The 15,249-nt window shown below is 63.6% G+C and carries 17 protein-coding genes; 12 read left to right on the forward strand and 5 right to left on the reverse strand.

Annotated elements, in window-relative coordinates; genetic code table 11:
* The first annotated feature begins 14 nt into the window (after nucleotides 1-14).
* The 4 genes from Q1A53_RS03465 to Q1A53_RS03480 all read left to right on the forward strand — a co-directional run bounded on the left by Q1A53_RS03465 (nucleotide 15) and on the right by Q1A53_RS03480 (nucleotide 1,613).
* Nucleotides 15-719 carry a polysaccharide deacetylase family protein gene (locus tag Q1A53_RS03465; protein WP_299962944.1) on the forward strand — a complete coding sequence of 235 codons (705 nt, stop codon included), beginning with the start codon at nucleotides 15-17 and terminating at the stop codon, nucleotides 717-719.
* Nucleotides 716-1,195 carry a class I SAM-dependent methyltransferase gene (locus Q1A53_RS03470; RefSeq protein ID WP_299962946.1) on the forward strand — a complete coding sequence of 160 codons (480 nt, stop codon included), beginning with the start codon at nucleotides 716-718 and terminating at the stop codon, nucleotides 1,193-1,195. The genes Q1A53_RS03465 and Q1A53_RS03470 overlap by 4 nt, the downstream gene beginning before the upstream one ends.
* Nucleotides 1,196-1,257: 62 nt before the next feature.
* Nucleotides 1,258-1,377 (forward strand): entericidin A/B family lipoprotein, encoded by a 120-nt coding sequence (locus tag Q1A53_RS03475; RefSeq protein WP_299962948.1) that lies wholly within the window; start codon nucleotides 1,258-1,260, stop codon nucleotides 1,375-1,377.
* A 119-nt stretch (nucleotides 1,378-1,496) separates the two neighbouring features.
* On the forward strand, nucleotides 1,497-1,613 hold the full coding sequence (locus Q1A53_RS03480) for an entericidin A/B family lipoprotein (RefSeq protein ID WP_299962950.1): 117 nt from the start codon (nucleotides 1,497-1,499) through the stop codon (nucleotides 1,611-1,613).
* A gap of 662 nt (nucleotides 1,614-2,275) precedes the next feature.
* On the opposite strand, the gene Q1A53_RS03485 is transcribed toward Q1A53_RS03480, so the two are convergent.
* Nucleotides 2,276-2,731 (reverse strand): hypothetical protein, encoded by a 456-nt coding sequence (locus Q1A53_RS03485; RefSeq protein WP_299962952.1) that lies wholly within the window; start codon nucleotides 2,729-2,731, stop codon nucleotides 2,276-2,278.
* Complete coding sequence (locus tag Q1A53_RS03490; protein WP_299962954.1) at nucleotides 2,728-3,792, reverse strand: 2-oxoglutarate and iron-dependent oxygenase domain-containing protein; 1,065 nt, start codon at nucleotides 3,790-3,792, stop codon at nucleotides 2,728-2,730. The genes Q1A53_RS03485 and Q1A53_RS03490 overlap by 4 nt, the downstream gene beginning before the upstream one ends.
* Nucleotides 3,793-4,076: 284 nt before the next feature.
* On the opposite strand from Q1A53_RS03490, the gene Q1A53_RS03495 reads away from it, so the two are divergent.
* Genes Q1A53_RS03495 through Q1A53_RS03520 form a run of 6 tightly spaced genes read left to right on the forward strand, consistent with a single transcriptional unit; the run spans nucleotide 4,077 to nucleotide 9,382 of the window.
* On the forward strand, nucleotides 4,077-5,162 hold the full coding sequence (locus tag Q1A53_RS03495; RefSeq protein ID WP_299962956.1) for an extracellular solute-binding protein: 1,086 nt from the start codon (nucleotides 4,077-4,079) through the stop codon (nucleotides 5,160-5,162).
* Between the two features lie 5 nt (nucleotides 5,163-5,167).
* On the forward strand, nucleotides 5,168-6,238 hold the full coding sequence (locus Q1A53_RS03500) for an ABC transporter ATP-binding protein (RefSeq protein ID WP_299962958.1): 1,071 nt from the start codon (nucleotides 5,168-5,170) through the stop codon (nucleotides 6,236-6,238).
* Nucleotides 6,235-7,206, forward strand: a complete 972-nt coding sequence (locus Q1A53_RS03505; RefSeq protein WP_299962960.1) for an ABC transporter permease subunit — start codon at nucleotides 6,235-6,237, stop codon at nucleotides 7,204-7,206. Before Q1A53_RS03500 ends, Q1A53_RS03505 begins: the two co-directional genes overlap by 4 nt.
* Nucleotides 7,203-8,000, forward strand: coding sequence for an ABC transporter permease (locus tag Q1A53_RS03510; protein WP_299962963.1), 798 nt, complete (start codon nucleotides 7,203-7,205; stop codon nucleotides 7,998-8,000). The genes Q1A53_RS03505 and Q1A53_RS03510 overlap by 4 nt, the downstream gene beginning before the upstream one ends.
* A 12-nt stretch (nucleotides 8,001-8,012) precedes the next feature.
* A complete protein-coding gene (locus tag Q1A53_RS03515) occupies nucleotides 8,013-8,642 on the forward strand; it encodes a cysteine hydrolase (protein WP_299962965.1) in 630 nt (209 codons plus the stop codon).
* Nucleotides 8,639-9,382: a hypothetical protein gene (locus tag Q1A53_RS03520; RefSeq protein WP_299962967.1), complete on the forward strand. Its 744-nt coding sequence runs from the start codon at nucleotides 8,639-8,641 to the stop codon at nucleotides 9,380-9,382. The genes Q1A53_RS03515 and Q1A53_RS03520 overlap by 4 nt, the downstream gene beginning before the upstream one ends.
* Nucleotides 9,383-9,559: 177 nt before the next feature.
* On the opposite strand, the gene Q1A53_RS03525 is transcribed toward Q1A53_RS03520, so the two are convergent.
* Nucleotides 9,560-10,393, reverse strand: a complete 834-nt coding sequence (locus Q1A53_RS03525; protein WP_299962969.1) for an MBL fold metallo-hydrolase — start codon at nucleotides 10,391-10,393, stop codon at nucleotides 9,560-9,562.
* Nucleotides 10,394-10,584: 191 nt separating this feature from the next.
* Between Q1A53_RS03525 and Q1A53_RS03530 the strand changes: the two genes are divergently transcribed.
* Together Q1A53_RS03530 and Q1A53_RS03535 are read left to right on the forward strand one after the other, a co-directional pair.
* The gene (locus Q1A53_RS03530) at nucleotides 10,585-11,004 is read left to right on the forward strand and encodes a nuclear transport factor 2 family protein (protein WP_299962971.1); all 420 of its coding nucleotides are present in this window, start codon (nucleotides 10,585-10,587) and stop codon (nucleotides 11,002-11,004) included.
* Complete coding sequence (locus Q1A53_RS03535) at nucleotides 11,001-11,891, forward strand: polysaccharide deacetylase family protein (protein ID WP_299962973.1); 891 nt, start codon at nucleotides 11,001-11,003, stop codon at nucleotides 11,889-11,891. The genes Q1A53_RS03530 and Q1A53_RS03535 overlap by 4 nt, the downstream gene beginning before the upstream one ends.
* Before the next feature lie 139 nt (nucleotides 11,892-12,030).
* Here the strand turns inward: Q1A53_RS03535 and Q1A53_RS03540 are convergent, their stop codons facing one another.
* The gene (locus Q1A53_RS03540; protein ID WP_299962975.1) at nucleotides 12,031-13,491 is read right to left on the reverse strand and encodes a M81 family metallopeptidase; all 1,461 of its coding nucleotides are present in this window, start codon (nucleotides 13,489-13,491) and stop codon (nucleotides 12,031-12,033) included.
* Nucleotides 13,488-15,107 carry an amidohydrolase gene (locus tag Q1A53_RS03545; RefSeq protein ID WP_299962977.1) on the reverse strand — a complete coding sequence of 540 codons (1,620 nt, stop codon included), beginning with the start codon at nucleotides 15,105-15,107 and terminating at the stop codon, nucleotides 13,488-13,490. Before Q1A53_RS03545 ends, Q1A53_RS03540 begins: the two co-directional genes overlap by 4 nt.
* Nucleotides 15,108-15,249: the final 142 nt, after the last annotated feature.

The raw sequence follows: 15,249 nt of genomic DNA on the forward strand, positions 1-15,249 counted from the left end.
CGCGCGCGGCACATATGCCTGTTCCGCTTTGGTGGCGTGATGACGATGCGGTGACGCGGACGCCCGCACTGGAGCGGCTGAGCGGGATGGCCGAGAGCCTTGGCATGACGGTGCATCTGGCGGTGATCCCGGCACTGGCGGAGCCTGATCTTGCCCAGGCCATCGCCGACACGCCGATGCTGGTGCCGATGGTGCACGGCTGGCGACACGTCAACCACGCCGCAGCAGGCGAAAAGAAAGCCGAATTCGGGGCAGCGCGCGCGAGCGCTGCGGAGGAGTTGCGCGCCGGGCTGGAGAGATTGCGCAGCCTTTTCGGTCCGCGACTTCTGCCAGCTTTCGTGGCCCCCTGGAACCGGCTAGACCCAGCGTATTATCCCGCGCTCGCGGCTGCCGGTCACCGCGCCGTCTCGACCTTTACCGCGCGGCGTGCACCTGAGGCGGCGCCGGGCTTGACGCAGATCAATACCCACATCGATCCCATTGACTGGCGCGGGAGCCGTGATCTTGCGCCGCCGGAGTGGATCATTGCGCAGACCGTCGCCAGATTGCGCGCGCGCAGGCACGGCACCGAAGACAGCACCGAGCCGCTGGGCTATCTGACGCATCATCTGATCCACAGCGAGGCGATCTGGTCCTTTTCCCACGCGTTTCTGGCAGAGATGCGCGCGGGTGGGGCCATCCCCGTCGACCTGACCACGTTCCTGAAGGAGACACCATGAGCCGTCTTGAATCCATGCGCCGCAGGCTCACCGCTCAGATTGACGGGCTGAACTGGGCGGCCAAGGCGACAGCCGGGCTCACCGGCGATGTGCTGGAGATGGGTCTTGGCAACGGGCGGACCTATGATCATTTGCGCGAACGCATGCCCGATCGCAGGATCTGGGTCATCGACAGGCAGTTGAGGGCACACCCCGACTGCATCCCGCCCGAGCGGGACTTTCTGGAGGGTGAGGCCGACGCGATGTTGACCGACCTTGCCCGCCGCAGTGCGCGCATGGTGCTGACGCATTACGACTTCGGGATCGGCGTTCCGGAAGATGACGCCGCTGAGGCGCTCCGGCTGTCTGCCCTGATCGCACCCGTGATGGTGCCAGGCGGGCTGGTTGTCACACAGCAGGCGATGACCGGCTTTACGCAGATCCCCGGACCGGAGAGCATCGCGCAGGGCAGATACTTTTTTTACCGCGCGGGTTGAATTGCAGGGAACAAACATCCCGTCATGCGCGTTCGCCTCCGACATAAATGGAAGGAAAGACCATGTTGAGAATTATTGCCCTGACCACTGTACTGACCGCACTGGCCGCCTGTGAGACCACCAAAGGCGTAGGCCGCGACGTGCAGGACGCAGGCCAAGCGCTGGAAAACGCGGTCGAATAAAACACCACTGGCCCGATGGTGGAAAGGGGTAGCTTGGCGCTGCCCCTTTTTTTCGTGGACCGACGCATCGTTGTTTGGATAGATGTGGCACCTGAACCTACTCCGGAAGGATGCCAACGATGATGAAGCTGACCCTTGCCCTTGCAGCTGTACTTGCGCTCGCCGCCTGCGAGACCACCAAAGGCTTGGGTCGGGATATTGAAAGCGCGGGTCAGGCCTTGGACAACGCGATCTAGCGCCAACCTCGAATCCGGTTCCTGATCGGCTGAGCATTCATTGCTTTCGTCCAGCCCGCTGTACCGTGCGCTCAATCACGCCTTTCTTGAAGTGATGCCGAGCGCGGCCTGCGGTGTACTGAAGACGATGCGGAACCGCGCCGAAAAACGGGTGGTCGTGTCATGAGCGCTGAGCCCTTCAGGGTGCTGGCATTATCGCCGCTGGCAAAGACGCAGGTACCGGCCCTTTTGTCGCCGCCCGATACCGTGATGCCCTCCGCTCCGCAGGTCGCACGGTCGTCCAGCGTCCCCGGCAGATCACCTGCGCCATCGGTGCCCATGATCACCGCTTTGACGCTGGGTGTCGATCCCACGTGCTCGTCATAAGTCGTTCAAAGGGGCCACCGGCCGTCAACCGTGCGTCGATCCGGCTTGCAGCCGCTCTGGTCATCCGTAAATCCTCGCCCAGCTTGCCAGCAATGTTGGTATCGCGCTGAGTGTCACTGGCGCTTTCGTCGTCATCGAGCTGCCATCGAGACCGCTGTGGTTGTCGTGGTGATGCTTGACGGTAAAAATAAGGCCTCGCAGTACATCGTCAGTGACACATTCCGCAGCCCCCGTCTCCGCCGATCTTATCGGAACTGTCTGACCTCGTGTCATCCGCACGATCCGCGCCACGGGTCTCAAAGATCGGCGTTACTCTCGAGGCTGAGTCGATAGCCCGTCGGGATCTTGCCGCGCAACCAATCTTCATAGAGCGGGCCGAACCGCGATAGCAGTTCCAGCCGGTCGGGCCGGTCCACGATCCAGTAGACGCCGACACCGCTGCCGCGTGCGCCTATGACAGGGTTGAAGTACGCGCAGCCCAGATAGGTGCCGCCCGCGTCCCGCAGGATCCAGGCAAAGGAGCGCCGCGCCGTGAACTCGCGGTGATGCCAATGCAGATCGGTTTCATTGTCAGCCAGTGTCAGGCCGTCGGGCCACTGCGGATCAAAGAGCCCCTTTAGCACAGCGGCAGAACGGGTCACCTCGGCAAAGTCCTCTTCGACGTCGCCGGCGGTCAGCATCGACAGGCGGAACGCGCCCAGCTGCGCGGTTTCGGGGAAATCAGACCCGGCGAAATCGGGATGCGGGATCATTCTGCAGCCGGTTTCGCCTCCCGTTTGAAGGGGTTTTCCTCGGGAACATCATAGTCGAGCGTCAACGCCCCCTTCTCCCGCGCGTCGGCCATGTAGCGAAAGGCATTCACGGACATGCGCATCAGGTGCTCGCCCGCCTTCAACGGCGGGTATTTGGCGATGGTCTCGGGTGTGCGGAACTTTTCCAGCGGCTCGACCACGGCGTGGTAGTCAAGGCCGAAGAAAAGCGGAAAGGAATATCGCTCGCGCCCGATGTTGTTGACCCGGTGCTGGGTCGATTTGAACTGCCCCCCGGACCATGTCTCGAAGATGTCGCCGATATTGACAATGAAACAGCCCGGAATGGGCGGCGCCTCGATCCAGACGTCTTCCGCGTTCATGACCTGCAAGCCCGGACCGCCCTGCAGCAGGATGGTGAAACACTCGAAATCCGAGTGGGCCGCGATGCCCACCAGATCCTTGGTCGCGTCCATGTCGTTTTCCAGATAGCGCAGCAGGCGCAGTTGCGACGTCGGGTTGGTGATGTGCCGGGTCAGCGCTTCGGGATCGACCCCAAGCTCCAGCGCCAGCGCATCCAGCAGCTCTAGCCCAAGGGTAAAGATGGCGTCGTAGTAAGCGGAGACATCCTCGCGCCACCCTGGCAGATCCGGCCAGATGTTCGGGCCGGTCATGCGCCAACCGGCCAGATAATCCGGGTGATCGGCAGGCGCCTCAAAGGACATATCCCACGCCTCGTTGAAATTGATCTGCCGGGGGAAGCTGCTGCCGTTCTCTTCAAAAGGGACGTAGCCGCGGTGGTGCGTAGTGAAGCCCGACCAGTATTTCATCTTGTAGCTACGGGGCTGTTCGTGAAAGGCGCGGCTGGCCGCGGCCACGCCGTCGATGATCGCCTGAGGCACGCCGTGATTGGTGATATAGAAAAATCCGGAGGTGCGCGCCGCCTCACCGAGGGCACGCGCGACCTCGGCCTTGTCTTCGGCAACGCCTGTGCGCAGACCGCCAAGGTCGATCACCGGCAGATTGGCTTCCTCGATGGTAATGGCGGTCAGGTCGGTATCCATGGTGATCCTCTCAAGCGTTCGGGTGTGGTGCCCCATGATGAGACGCAGGGCTGCAGCACTGGCAAGCACCGCAGCAGCGTGGGCGCGTCACCGGCGTGACTGCCCAAAAACTATCCGCGTGCCGTCATTCCGTGATGAAAAATTAACCTTTTCTGAAAACCTGCACGCGTTGCCGGTGGATTATTTGACAGGTCGAGGACGCGCTCCGCCCAATGGATAAAAGCGCGCGTGCGGGTCTGGGGTCTGCGCGGAGCTGTCAATAACACAGATGAGAGGGGAGTTTCATGACCAAGATCAATCGTCGTTCCTTGTTGAAGTCGACCGCCAGCGTAGGTGGCATGGCGCTTGCGGGCAGCGTGCTCGGAACGCCGCTGATTGCGCAGAGCCGCAGCCTCAAGGTGGGTTCCTACGGGGGGTATTTCGAGGACAGCTTCAAATCCTTCGTCTATCCTGCCTTCACCGAGGCAACGGGCATCACCGTCGAAAGCGTCACGCAGCCCAACTCCACCGACTGGCTCGTGACCATGCAGCAGGCCACGCGGGCGGGCAATGTGCCTGCGGACATCTCGCTCTATTCCCGGGATTCGCTGATCAAGGCGTCACGGATCGGGGGGCTCTTGGCGCCTCTGGATGCCAGCCAAATGAAGGCCACCGAGAACCTGGACGGCTATTTCCGCTTTGAGGACAGCAGCGGGCTGATCGGCGTGGGTGCTATGTCCTGGTTTACCTCCATGGTCGTGAATACCGACTACGTCGATACACCACCCGAAAGCTGGGCGGATTTCTGGAACAGCGAGCAGTATGAAGCGAGCCTGGGGATCTCCAAGCTCTACAACTCGCATTTCCTCGACATCGTGGCCGCGACCTTCTTTGACGGGCAGGAGACCTTTGCCACCAATGATGGCATCGTGGCGCTGGTCGAAAAGGCGCGCGAGCTGAAGCCCAACACGGCCCTTTGGTGGTCGGCGGAGAGCCAGATGGAGCAATCCATCAAGAACGGCGACGTGATCGGCGGCATGTATTATCATGACGTGTCGCAGCTAATGGCTGCCGAAGGGTTCCCGATCCTGTCGCATTTCCCCAAGGAGGGGAACCCGCAAGACTATGGCTCGTGGTGTTTGTCGGCGATCTCGGACAAGGCGGCAGAGGCGCAGGAATTCATTAACTTCTCCTCCGATCCCGCAACGCAGGCGCTGATGTCGCGCCAGATTGGCACCGCGCCGTTGGTGGACAGATCCAAGACCGATCTGACGGAGGAGGAGTTCGCCGCTGTTTCGGGCACACCGTCGATCCAGCCCGCTTATGAGGCCTATCTGGATAACGAGACCTTTATCAAGGAGACCTGGGACACGATGCTGGGCACCAGTTGAGCGGGATGCGCGATCTGGTTCTATCGGGCATCCGCAAGGACTATGGCCGGGTCCGCGCCGTCGACAGTGTGGATCTGCGGCTGGCCGAGGGCCAGTTGACGGCGCTCCTCGGTCCGTCGGGCTGCGGCAAGACTACGCTTTTGCGCATGATCGCCGGGCTTGAGACACCATCGGCGGGGCGGATCCTGCTGGGGGCGGATAACCTGACAGACAGACCCGCGCACAAGCGCAAGTTCGGCATGGTGTTTCAGAACTTCGCCCTCTTTCCCCATCTGACGGTGCGCGACAACGTCTGCTATGCGCTCAGCATAGACGGTGTGCCGCGCGCCAAGGCGCACGCACGGGCCGAAGAGTTGCTGGCGCTGGTACAGCTGGAGGGTTTCGGCGACAGGCGCATCGGCGCGCTCTCCGGCGGTCAGCGGCAGCGGGTGGCCATTGCCCGCGCGCTGGCGCAGGAGCCCGAGGTCTTCCTGCTGGATGAGCCGATGTCCGCGCTTGACGCCAATCTGCGCGAGACCATGCAGGTAGAGCTGCGGATGCTGCAGCAACGGCTGGGCATCACCACCGTTGTGGTCACCCATGATCAGCGCGAGGCCATGACCATGGCCGACCGGATCGTTGTGATGTCAGACGGGCTGGTGGAGCAGATCGGCACCCCGCAAGAGATCTATCACCAACCGCAGAACGCCTTTGTCGCTGATTTCATCGGGCGGGCGAATTTCTTTGACGGGGTGGCGCGTGAGGGCTCTATCGACGTCGCGGGGCTCAGCCTTCGGGCCCAGCCCTTGAATTTCACGCCGGGGGCGCCCGTCCGCGTGGCCATTCGGCCAGAACGGGTGCAGCTGGGTGAAAGCCTGCCCGACGGGAACCGCATCCCCGCGGAGGTCGTGTTCCTGCGCGATGTGGGCGCCACACGCGACATTCATCTGGCCACGCCGCTGGGCACCATCATTGCCGAGGAAGCCATTGGCACAGGGGCAAGACGTCTCGATCTGGGCACCCGGGTCGAGGTAAATCTGCCGCCCGAGGCACTCCACGTCTTCCCCGCCGCAACCCATGTCCCGCAGGCCGCATGAGCGCAATCGAGGACACATCGGCCCTGCCGGCAGAGGCACCAACCCGCAGGCTGCCGTCCCCCCGCATGCTGATCCTCTGGGCGCTCATCGTGACCTTTTGTGTGGTGCCCTTTGGCTTGGTCCTGGCCATTTCCTTCGGTCAGAAGATCGAAGGGGCAGCCTGGGAATGGGCATTCACCGGCGAGAATTATCTGCGGTTCTTCGTGGGTGCCGACTGGCCCGAGAGCCGCACGACGCTCTATCTCAACCGGCTGTGGTATTCGATTTACTACGCTGTGATCGCGGCCCTGATCGCGGTGCTGACCGCCTTTCCCTTTGCCTATCTGCTGACGCGGCTGTCGCGCCGCGCCCAAAGTCGCTGGCTGGTGTTTCTGCTGGCCACAATGTCGCTGTCTGAGGTGTTCATCGTCATGGGTTGGGACATCCTGCTGTCCAACCGCTCCGGCCTGCCCATGGTGCTGCGCGAGACGGGCGTGACCGCCTGGCTCAAGGACGTGGGCTGGTTTGCGCAGCTGCGTGAGTGGGGGCTGGCCAACCCGCGTGATGTCAAATTCAAGACCTCAATGGTAGCCACCGTGCTGACCATGTCGTATCTGGTGTGGCCCTACGCGGTGATCTTGCTCTACCCCGCGCTGTCGCGGCTCGATCAATCCACGGTGGAGGCCGCGCGGACAATGGGCGCGGGCCCCTGGACCGTGATGCGCACGGTGGTGCTGCCCACGGTACGGCTGCCGCTGGTGGGGACGGTTTTCCTGCTCTTCGTGTTCCTGCTGGGCACCTATGTGTCAGTCACCGTCTTTGCCGATCCGTCGCAACAGACGCTGGCGATCTCCGTCTACGAGGCCGTGCGCGGCTCGACCCTCAACGCCCCCTTCGGCGCCGCTCAGGCGGTGATCCTGCTGATCACCGGCGCGCTTTGCCTGTGGCTCGGTCGGACGCTGGTGGCGCGCACAGGGACACCCGCATGAAGGGGTTGGCGCATCTCTTCATGGGGCTGGCGGCTGTCGTCGTGCTCCTGCCCATCGTGGTGGTCAGCGCCGCAGCGCTCAACGGCGGTCGCTCCATGCTCTTTCCGCCGCAGGACCCGACGCTGAGCCGGTTTGCGGAGTTCTTCCTGACCCAACCCGTCTGGCGGGACGCCATGCTGAATTCGGTCCTGATCGCTGCGGGCAGTGCCGCACTCGCGGTGCTGATCGCCTGGCCATTGGCCTACGGTCTCTGGCGCGAGCAGGGGCGCGGCGCGCAAATCCTCGCGGGGCTGGGCGCCATGCCCTTTGCGCTGCCGCCCATCGTCTTTGGCGTGGGGCTGGGGTTCTTCTGGGGGTTCTCGGGCGGTCTGGGCTCTCTGTGGACGGGCATCATCAGCCATGCGGTGCTGTTTCTGGCTCTGCCGCTGGTGACCATTTCCATCGGGTTACAGTCCATCGACCGCGCACATCTGGACGCTGCAGCCACGATGGGCGCCACCGAAGCCACGGCCTTCCGGACCATCATCGCACCACAGATGCTGCCCTATACCGCCTCGGGGTTCTTCTTCGCCTTCGTGCTCAGCTTCAACGAATTCATCGTGATGTTCTTTGTTTCCAGCTCTGCCTACGCAACCGTCACGCTGCAGATCTTCAATTCGCTGCGCAACGGATTTACGCCGACCATGGCGGTCGGGGCGATCACCTTCATCGCAGTCTCGGTCGCCGTCTTTTCACTGGTGGCCCGCCTCGGCGATCTCCCCCGCCTGATGGGCGCGGATCAAACCAAATCATAGAGGGATATTCTCATGCCACGCCAACCCACATTCGTCGGCACCACGGTGCTTTTGGTCATCGACATTCAGGCCTCCGCTTTCATGGAAGACAACGCTCTGAGCCAGGAGGGCGGCATCCCGCATATGGATGACTATTCCGACCGCATGCGCCGCGCACTCACGGTGATCGAAGCCGCCCGCGCTGTCGATATGCCAACCGTCTACATTCAGGAGATCCACCGCCGCGACAACATCGACTACGGGCGCGAACTCGACGGTTCCGAAGGCATCCACTGCCGCGAAGATCACCCGGGCACTGCCATGCCCAAGGAGATCACAGGCCAGCGGCCCGAGGATTATTTCGTGCACAAGCGGCGCTATTCGGCGTTCTTCGGCACGGATCTGGAGATCCTGCTGAAAGGGCTGAAAGCCGAAACACTCATCCTCATCGGCGGCATGACGGATGTCTGCGTGCATTACACCTTTGTTGACGGGCACCAGCACGACTACCACTGCCGGGTGGTGGCGGACAGCGTCGGCGGCACGTCGGTTGCCGCCCATGAGGCTGCGCTGAACGCCATGGAGTACCTGCAGGAAGGCGCCGTCATGAGCACCCAAGACATGATCGCCGCGATCCGGGGGGGAGCCGAGGCCGCCGCGTGATCACCCAGGCAGAGCTGCAAGGTCACTGGCGGCGCGGCTGGATCAAAGCGCCCGGGTTTGAGGATCACACCACACGCGTCCACTGGCTGCAGGCGGGCGCGCTCTTTGTGGATCTGCGCGTGCCGCTGGACCGACCACAGCTGGGCACCGCGCGGTGCCTTGCCGATCTGCCACACTCAATCCTCGCGGAGCTTATGCTGGCAGAAGGTTTCGCCGGGCACACAACACTCGAAAAAGACCGCTGCACCTGGCACCGCGAGATCAACTGGCACGGCCAAACGGACACGCCGGACATCGGGCAGCTCAGCCGTGACGGCAAGACACTGATCGAGGACGGGGTGCTTGCCGATTTCCGCGAGCAATGGCTGCGCCAGGAAACGAGCGGTCTGCGCGCGCACCGGATCCGCACAGGCACACAGCAGGGCGTGCTGATCGAGAACGATGTCACCTTTGCCATCGGCCTCGGCACCGCGCCCTTGCCCCGCCGCAGCACGGATCTGATCGCCGCCCTCAAGGCAGGCACGGCACAGACCCCGGACATCAGACGGCATTTCGACAGTATCTATTGCCTCGGGGAATGGGACGGTCCGCACGGTCGTGCGGTGCTCTCCACCAACCCTTTCTGCGAGGGCCAGCTCGTGCTGCAGCGCGGGGAGGGTCTCACCTGGCACGCGCCCGGGTTCGATGGTGATGGAGCGGACAGCCCCTTGCATATCACCGGTGAAACGATGCCACAGTGAGCCGACAACCGTCACAACCACCGACAAAAATCGCCAAGACCAGCCGCCCCAAAACTCACTGCGAGCACCAGCGATACCTATCCCAACCCCAAGCGCACCAAAGCTCTCTCATCTTGCCAGATAAACTCCCGCCGGAGGCGCATCTCTCCACCCACAAACCAGCGGTCGTCTCAAACGCTACGCAGGCGCGGTCTCATTCTTCCATAGCTGCAAATATCGCGCCACGATCTCGTCGAGCCACCCTTTTCCAAAACTGGGGTCATGGCCGCCGTGCACCACCTCTACCGGCAACGCCTGCACCCGGCGCAGGCTCTCGGCGTAGGCAACGACATCCATCCCCGCACCTTCATAGATCAGCGGGCCATCATAAATCGCATCAGCACCAAAAAGCGTACCGCTCTCTGCATGCCACAGCCCGACCTGACCTGGCGAATGGCCCGGCAGATGCAACACCTCCGCCTGCCAATCCCCCAGATCGATACGGTCGCCCTCCTCGACCAACCCCGTCGGCACCGCGCCCCGCAGCCTGTAGCCCTCGATGTCATAGCCCTCATGGGGCAGCGCATTGATCAGCACGGGCCAAAGCGCGGGGTAACCTGCCTTGAGGAACAGATCCCGAAAGGCCCGCGAGATGCTATCCGTGCTGAGGAAATAGGGTTCCGGGTTTTCATGCTCGGCCGCCTCGACCGGGTGCACCAGCCGCTCATCGAACTCATGCACCGCCCCGATATGATCCACATGGGTGTGGGTCGACAGACAGATCAGAGGTCTTGCGGCATCGGGCCTCAACCCGTCCACCACCGGCCGTAGCGGCGCCACCCCCATGCCACTGTCAATCAGCAGATCCGCATCCCGGCCCAGCACCAGATGCATATTGGCCGAAAAGATCGGATGCACATGGGGCTCGGTGATCAACCACAGCCGCGACGAGAGCTGCTCCGTCTTGTACCACGTCTCTGCAACAGGCAGCGAGGTCGTCGTCATCCGTTCCTCCGGTTTTTTGGACGGCATGCCCGCAGGATGCAGAGCGTTTGCGCAGAGAGCAAGAGGCACCGGTCCAACACGCGACGTCTCCCGGCACCGGACCCTCGCGCTGCACGGAAAGAGGCCAACGCCCCGCGGAAAGGCAATCGTGCCCCCCGCGCCCTTGCCCCTTGCGCAACGCGCTTGCACTGCCGCGGGGACCGGGCAACAAAGAGGCCATGAACACAGATACCGTTGCCGCCGCCAAAGCCCTCGTCGAACACTACCTTGACCGGGTCATGGCCCCTGATCTGGAGGGTGCGAGGGCCTGCGTCTCCGACGGCCTTGAGATCACCTTTACCGGCGGGCGCCGCTTTGATGCACCGGAAGAAACGACCGCGTTCAACGCCCGGCGCTACGCCTGGGTGAAAAAGAGGATCCAGCGCACCGATGCCTGCCGCGATCCTGAAACAGGCGATGTCTACGTCTACAACACCGGCACGCTCTTTGGTGCGTGGCGCGATGGCACCGGGTTCGACGGCAACCGCTATATTGACACCTTCGTAGTTCGCGATGGGTTGATCATCCGCACCGAGGTCTGGAACGACAGTGCGGAGATCCTGCTCGACCGCGCCGGACTGGCCGAGGCGCCGCTATGATGGATCTGCCGGGGCACGGGCGCTATGGCTACAGCGCCATCACCCGGCGGGCGGACTACAGCTGGCCCGGTGGCAAGCGACTGGCGGTCTATATCGGGCTGAACCTCGAACATTTCGCCTTTGGCGAAGGGCTGGGGGCGGAGCTCGCCCCCGGTGGGCCGCAGCCCGACGTGTTGAACTACGCCTGGCGCGATTACGGCAACCGGGTGGCCGCCTGGCGCATTCTGGAGCTGTTCGATGCCCTCGACCTGCCGGTGAGCGTGCTCGCCAACTCAGCGATCTATGCCTACGCGCCCGAGCTGATGGCCGCCTTTCGTACGCGCGGCGACGAGGTCGTGGGCCACGGGCGGACCAACGCGGAGCGTCAGAGCACGCTCGACCCGGAGGCAGAAGCCGCGCTGATTGCGGAAGCAACGCAGGTGCTGACCAAGGCCGAAGGGCGCGCACCGCAGGGCTGGCTGTCGCCCTGGATCGCGGAGAGCCGCGCGACACCTGATCTGCTCAAGGCAGCGGGCTACGGCTATACGCTGAACTGGTGCATGGATGACCAGCCCGTCTGGATGCGCACGGATCACGGGCCGCTGTTGTCCATCCCCTACCCTCAGGAGGCCAACGACATCCCCTCCATCGTGGCGCGCAAGGACGGGGCCGCCGATTTCGCCGCGATCCTCACCGATACCTTCGACGAGATGCTGGCGCAGTCCGCGGGTCAGCCCTTGGTCATGGGGATTGCGCTGCACCCTTATCTCGTGGGCCAGCCCTACCGGCTGCGGCACCTGCGTCGCGCGCTGGAGCATATCTGCGCCCGGCGGGAGGAGATCTGGCTGACCCGGGCGGGGGAGATCTACACGCATTGCCTGGAAGAGCCCGCCATTCTGAGGTGCTGAAAAGGGCGTCTCTGCGGATTGCATACTGTACCGGGGGCAGCCGCCTCCCATGGGGAGGGTCGGAGGCTGCCCGACAGTGCCCGCCGGGCGGGACGGCTTGCTGCAGGGCTCCCCAAGGTTCGTGCCAATCCGGCCCGCTTCAGCCCGAAAGAGGCCCGCCCCGCCCCAGCTGCACGCCAGGGCGTAGGCGCGTGTAAGGCAGCGTTTCCAGATGGCAGGGGTTGGCCCCGGGCGCCTCCGCAAACAGAATACGATCGGTGATCCTCAGATAGTCGGCCATGAAATGCACGCCGGATTTAACGCAGACGATCTGGTGATCGCACGGCTCGATCCCCACCACGCGAAACATCTCCTGATCGGCGTTCTGAGCACGACGGCTGCCGACCACCACAGTGACGCCGGTACCGAGAAGTTTCAGCCGCGCCACCGGTCCCAGATGCGCCCGTGCGCCACCGAACATCGGCCCGGTGAAATCGAAGATGCCGTCCGAGAGACGCTCGACCCGCACCCGCGCGTACAAAGGCTCGGAGTACAGGGTGAAGGCACCACCGAGCGCAACGTCAAGCTCCGCCCCCTGCCCCGCCGCATGAGCGGCGGCGGCAGTTTCCGGGTCGTAGAGCATGGATAGCACGGCGTCCGGCAACTCTGCCGCGATCAGCGCGCGCAACACGCCGGTGGTGTCGCCGGTGCCACCCGCACCGGGGTTGTCCTGCGGATCGGCGATGACCACCGGCGCATCGAGCGTCAGGGCGCGAGCTACGCAGGCATCCGCCTTTTCCAACCGCGCGTCGAACTGTGGCTCGGCGGCGCGCAGGGTCCCCGCCAGCTGATCCACGGCGGCCCGTGCCTTGGCCGGGTCAGGATCATAGGCAAAGATGCTGGGGCCACAGTGGGGGATATCGGCGGGCGGAAAGCCCATGCCGATGTCAGCGGAGAGCACGTCGAGCCCGCCCAGTTCCGCATAAAGACCCCGCGCGGGCGCGAATTCGGTGGACTGCGCGGTGATGGGCACGATCAGATCGACCTGCGCATAGGCTTTGGCAAGCGGTCCCTCCAGCAGCGCATCGAGCAGGGCAGCGGCGCGCGCGCCAGTCTCCGCCAGATCGGTGTGAGGATAGGTGCGGTAGAGCGTGACCGCATCCGCAACCTCGGCCACGGCCGGTGACAGATTGGCGTGCAGATCGAAACTGGCGACCAGCGGCACATCAGGGCCGATGACAGCGCGCACCCGGGCTAAGATCTCGGCCTCCGCATCATCGTGGGCGCGGGTGACCATGGCACCGTGCAGATCGAGATAGACGGCGTCTGGCGAGCTGTCCCTGAGCGCCGCGATGATCTCGCTCGTGATGGCCTCAAAGGCCTCCTCCTCCACGTAACCACCGGGCTCGGCACCGCACCACAGGATCGGGATCATCTCATGGCTGCAAGCGTCCATGAAGCCCGCGAGCGGGATGTTGAGCCCGCGCATGGTGTCATGGAGCGTAGCACCCCGGGTCAGCGCGGGCCAGGAGCCCCCGCGCTCAAACAGCTCCAGCGTTGTGGCAAAGGGCGCAAAGGTATTGGTCTCATGCTGGAACCCCGCAACGGCCACGCGGGTCATGCGGTGACCCGCCCGCCCAGCACGGTGGCCACCACCTCGATATCGCGCACCGCCATGGGATCGACGGCCAGCGGATCCTCGGCCAGCACACAGAAATCAGCGTGTTTGCCGGTCTGGATCGAGCCAATTTCGTGGTCCAGCTTCAACACATGCGCAGCCCCCAGCGTAATGCAGTGCAGGGCCTGCGCCACCGTGATCTGCTGGCTGGTACCCAGCACACGACCCGTCTCCGTCACCCGGTTGACGACGGCCCAGGCGGTGACCAGCGGCGCCATTGGCGTGATCGGCGCGTCGGAGTGGATGGCGAATTCATTGCCAAAGATCTCCACCGCATCGCGGCAGGCATTCATGCGCGACGCCCGGTCGGGGCCGAGGGTTTTCGTCCAGTGGATATCGCCGAAGTAATGGATGTGATTGCCGAAGATATTACAGGTGAGCCCAAGCGCCTTCATCCGCTTGAACTGATCGCTGGTGGCCAGCTGAACATGCTCCAGCGTATGGCGCAGATCAGGGTTGGGGTATTTGAGCAGGACCTCTTCATAGACCTCGATGGCGAACTCGGAGGCCGCATCCCCATTGGTATGGATATGTGTCTTCACGCCCGCCCGGTGCAGCGCCTCGACGGCACGACGGTAGTGATCCAGATCCATGTTCCAGATACCGTGATCCTCGCCGGTGAAATACGCCGGCGGTTTCAGCTTGGCCGTGTATCCCTGAATGGCGCCATCGGTGAAAAGCTTAGCCCGCCCAAGCGACAGCTTGTCGGTGGAGCGCGCGCGCAGGGCCAGCGCCCGTGCGGCCTCCTCTTCCGGGTCGCCCACCATGGCGTTCATGACCGGCACGTAGCGCGCGGGAAAGGCCGGGTCATGCACCACTCGTTCGATCATCGCGACCTCTTCCTCGGCCAGGTCCGACAGCAGTTCGGCCACGGTTGTCACGCCGCAGAGCCGCGCCACCTGACCGTAGGCACGCAGGCTCGGCTCCGTGCCCATGTTGAGGAAGTTATAACCCACCGCCTCCATCATCGGCTGCATGGCAGCGAACTCCTGCAATTCGCCGTTGGGGGCGCCGTCCGCGCCTTTCATGACCCCTTCGATGTTCGTGCCTGCGTCGAAACCGGCTTTGGCCAGCGCCGCCGAATTCGCCGTCATGAGGTGGAAGTTCGAATGCGAGACCACGACCGGGTGATCGGTGGAGACGGCATCCAGATGCGCCTTGTCGAACCGCCGCCCTTCGAGGAAATTGGGATCAAGTCCCCAGCCGATGACAGGCTCGCCCTTGGGCGTTTCGACCGCCACGGCCCGCAACCGGGCGATGATCGCATCATAATCGGCAACACCCTCCCAGACCTTGCCCTGCGGGTCCGTGCGCACGTAATGCCCGCAGTAGGTATAGTCCCAGATGCCGCCTGCCATCACGTGGGCATGCGCCTCGATCAAGCCGGGCAGGATCACCCGCCCCGCGAAACGGTCGTCATGCTCAACCTCGCCCCAGCCTGCCGCGCAGTCCGCATCGCCCACCGCCAGCACGCGACCGTCGCGCACGGCGACATGGGTCGCATTCGGCATATTGGGGTCCATGGTGAGGATCTTGGCGGCGCTGAAAACGATGATCATGACGGGTCCTTTTGGCGGATGCCTCATTTGGTGGCGGCGGCGGACAAGGCGCAGGAAACCGGGACCCGGCGATTGACAAGCGGCACATCCGCGTGGCTGACTGCCCTTGGGTAAACCAAAAAAGCAAAAACGCAACACTAGG

Source organism: uncultured Roseobacter sp. (genome assembly GCF_947496515.1).
In the GTDB taxonomy this organism is placed as follows: Bacteria; Pseudomonadota; Alphaproteobacteria; order Rhodobacterales; family Rhodobacteraceae; genus Roseobacter.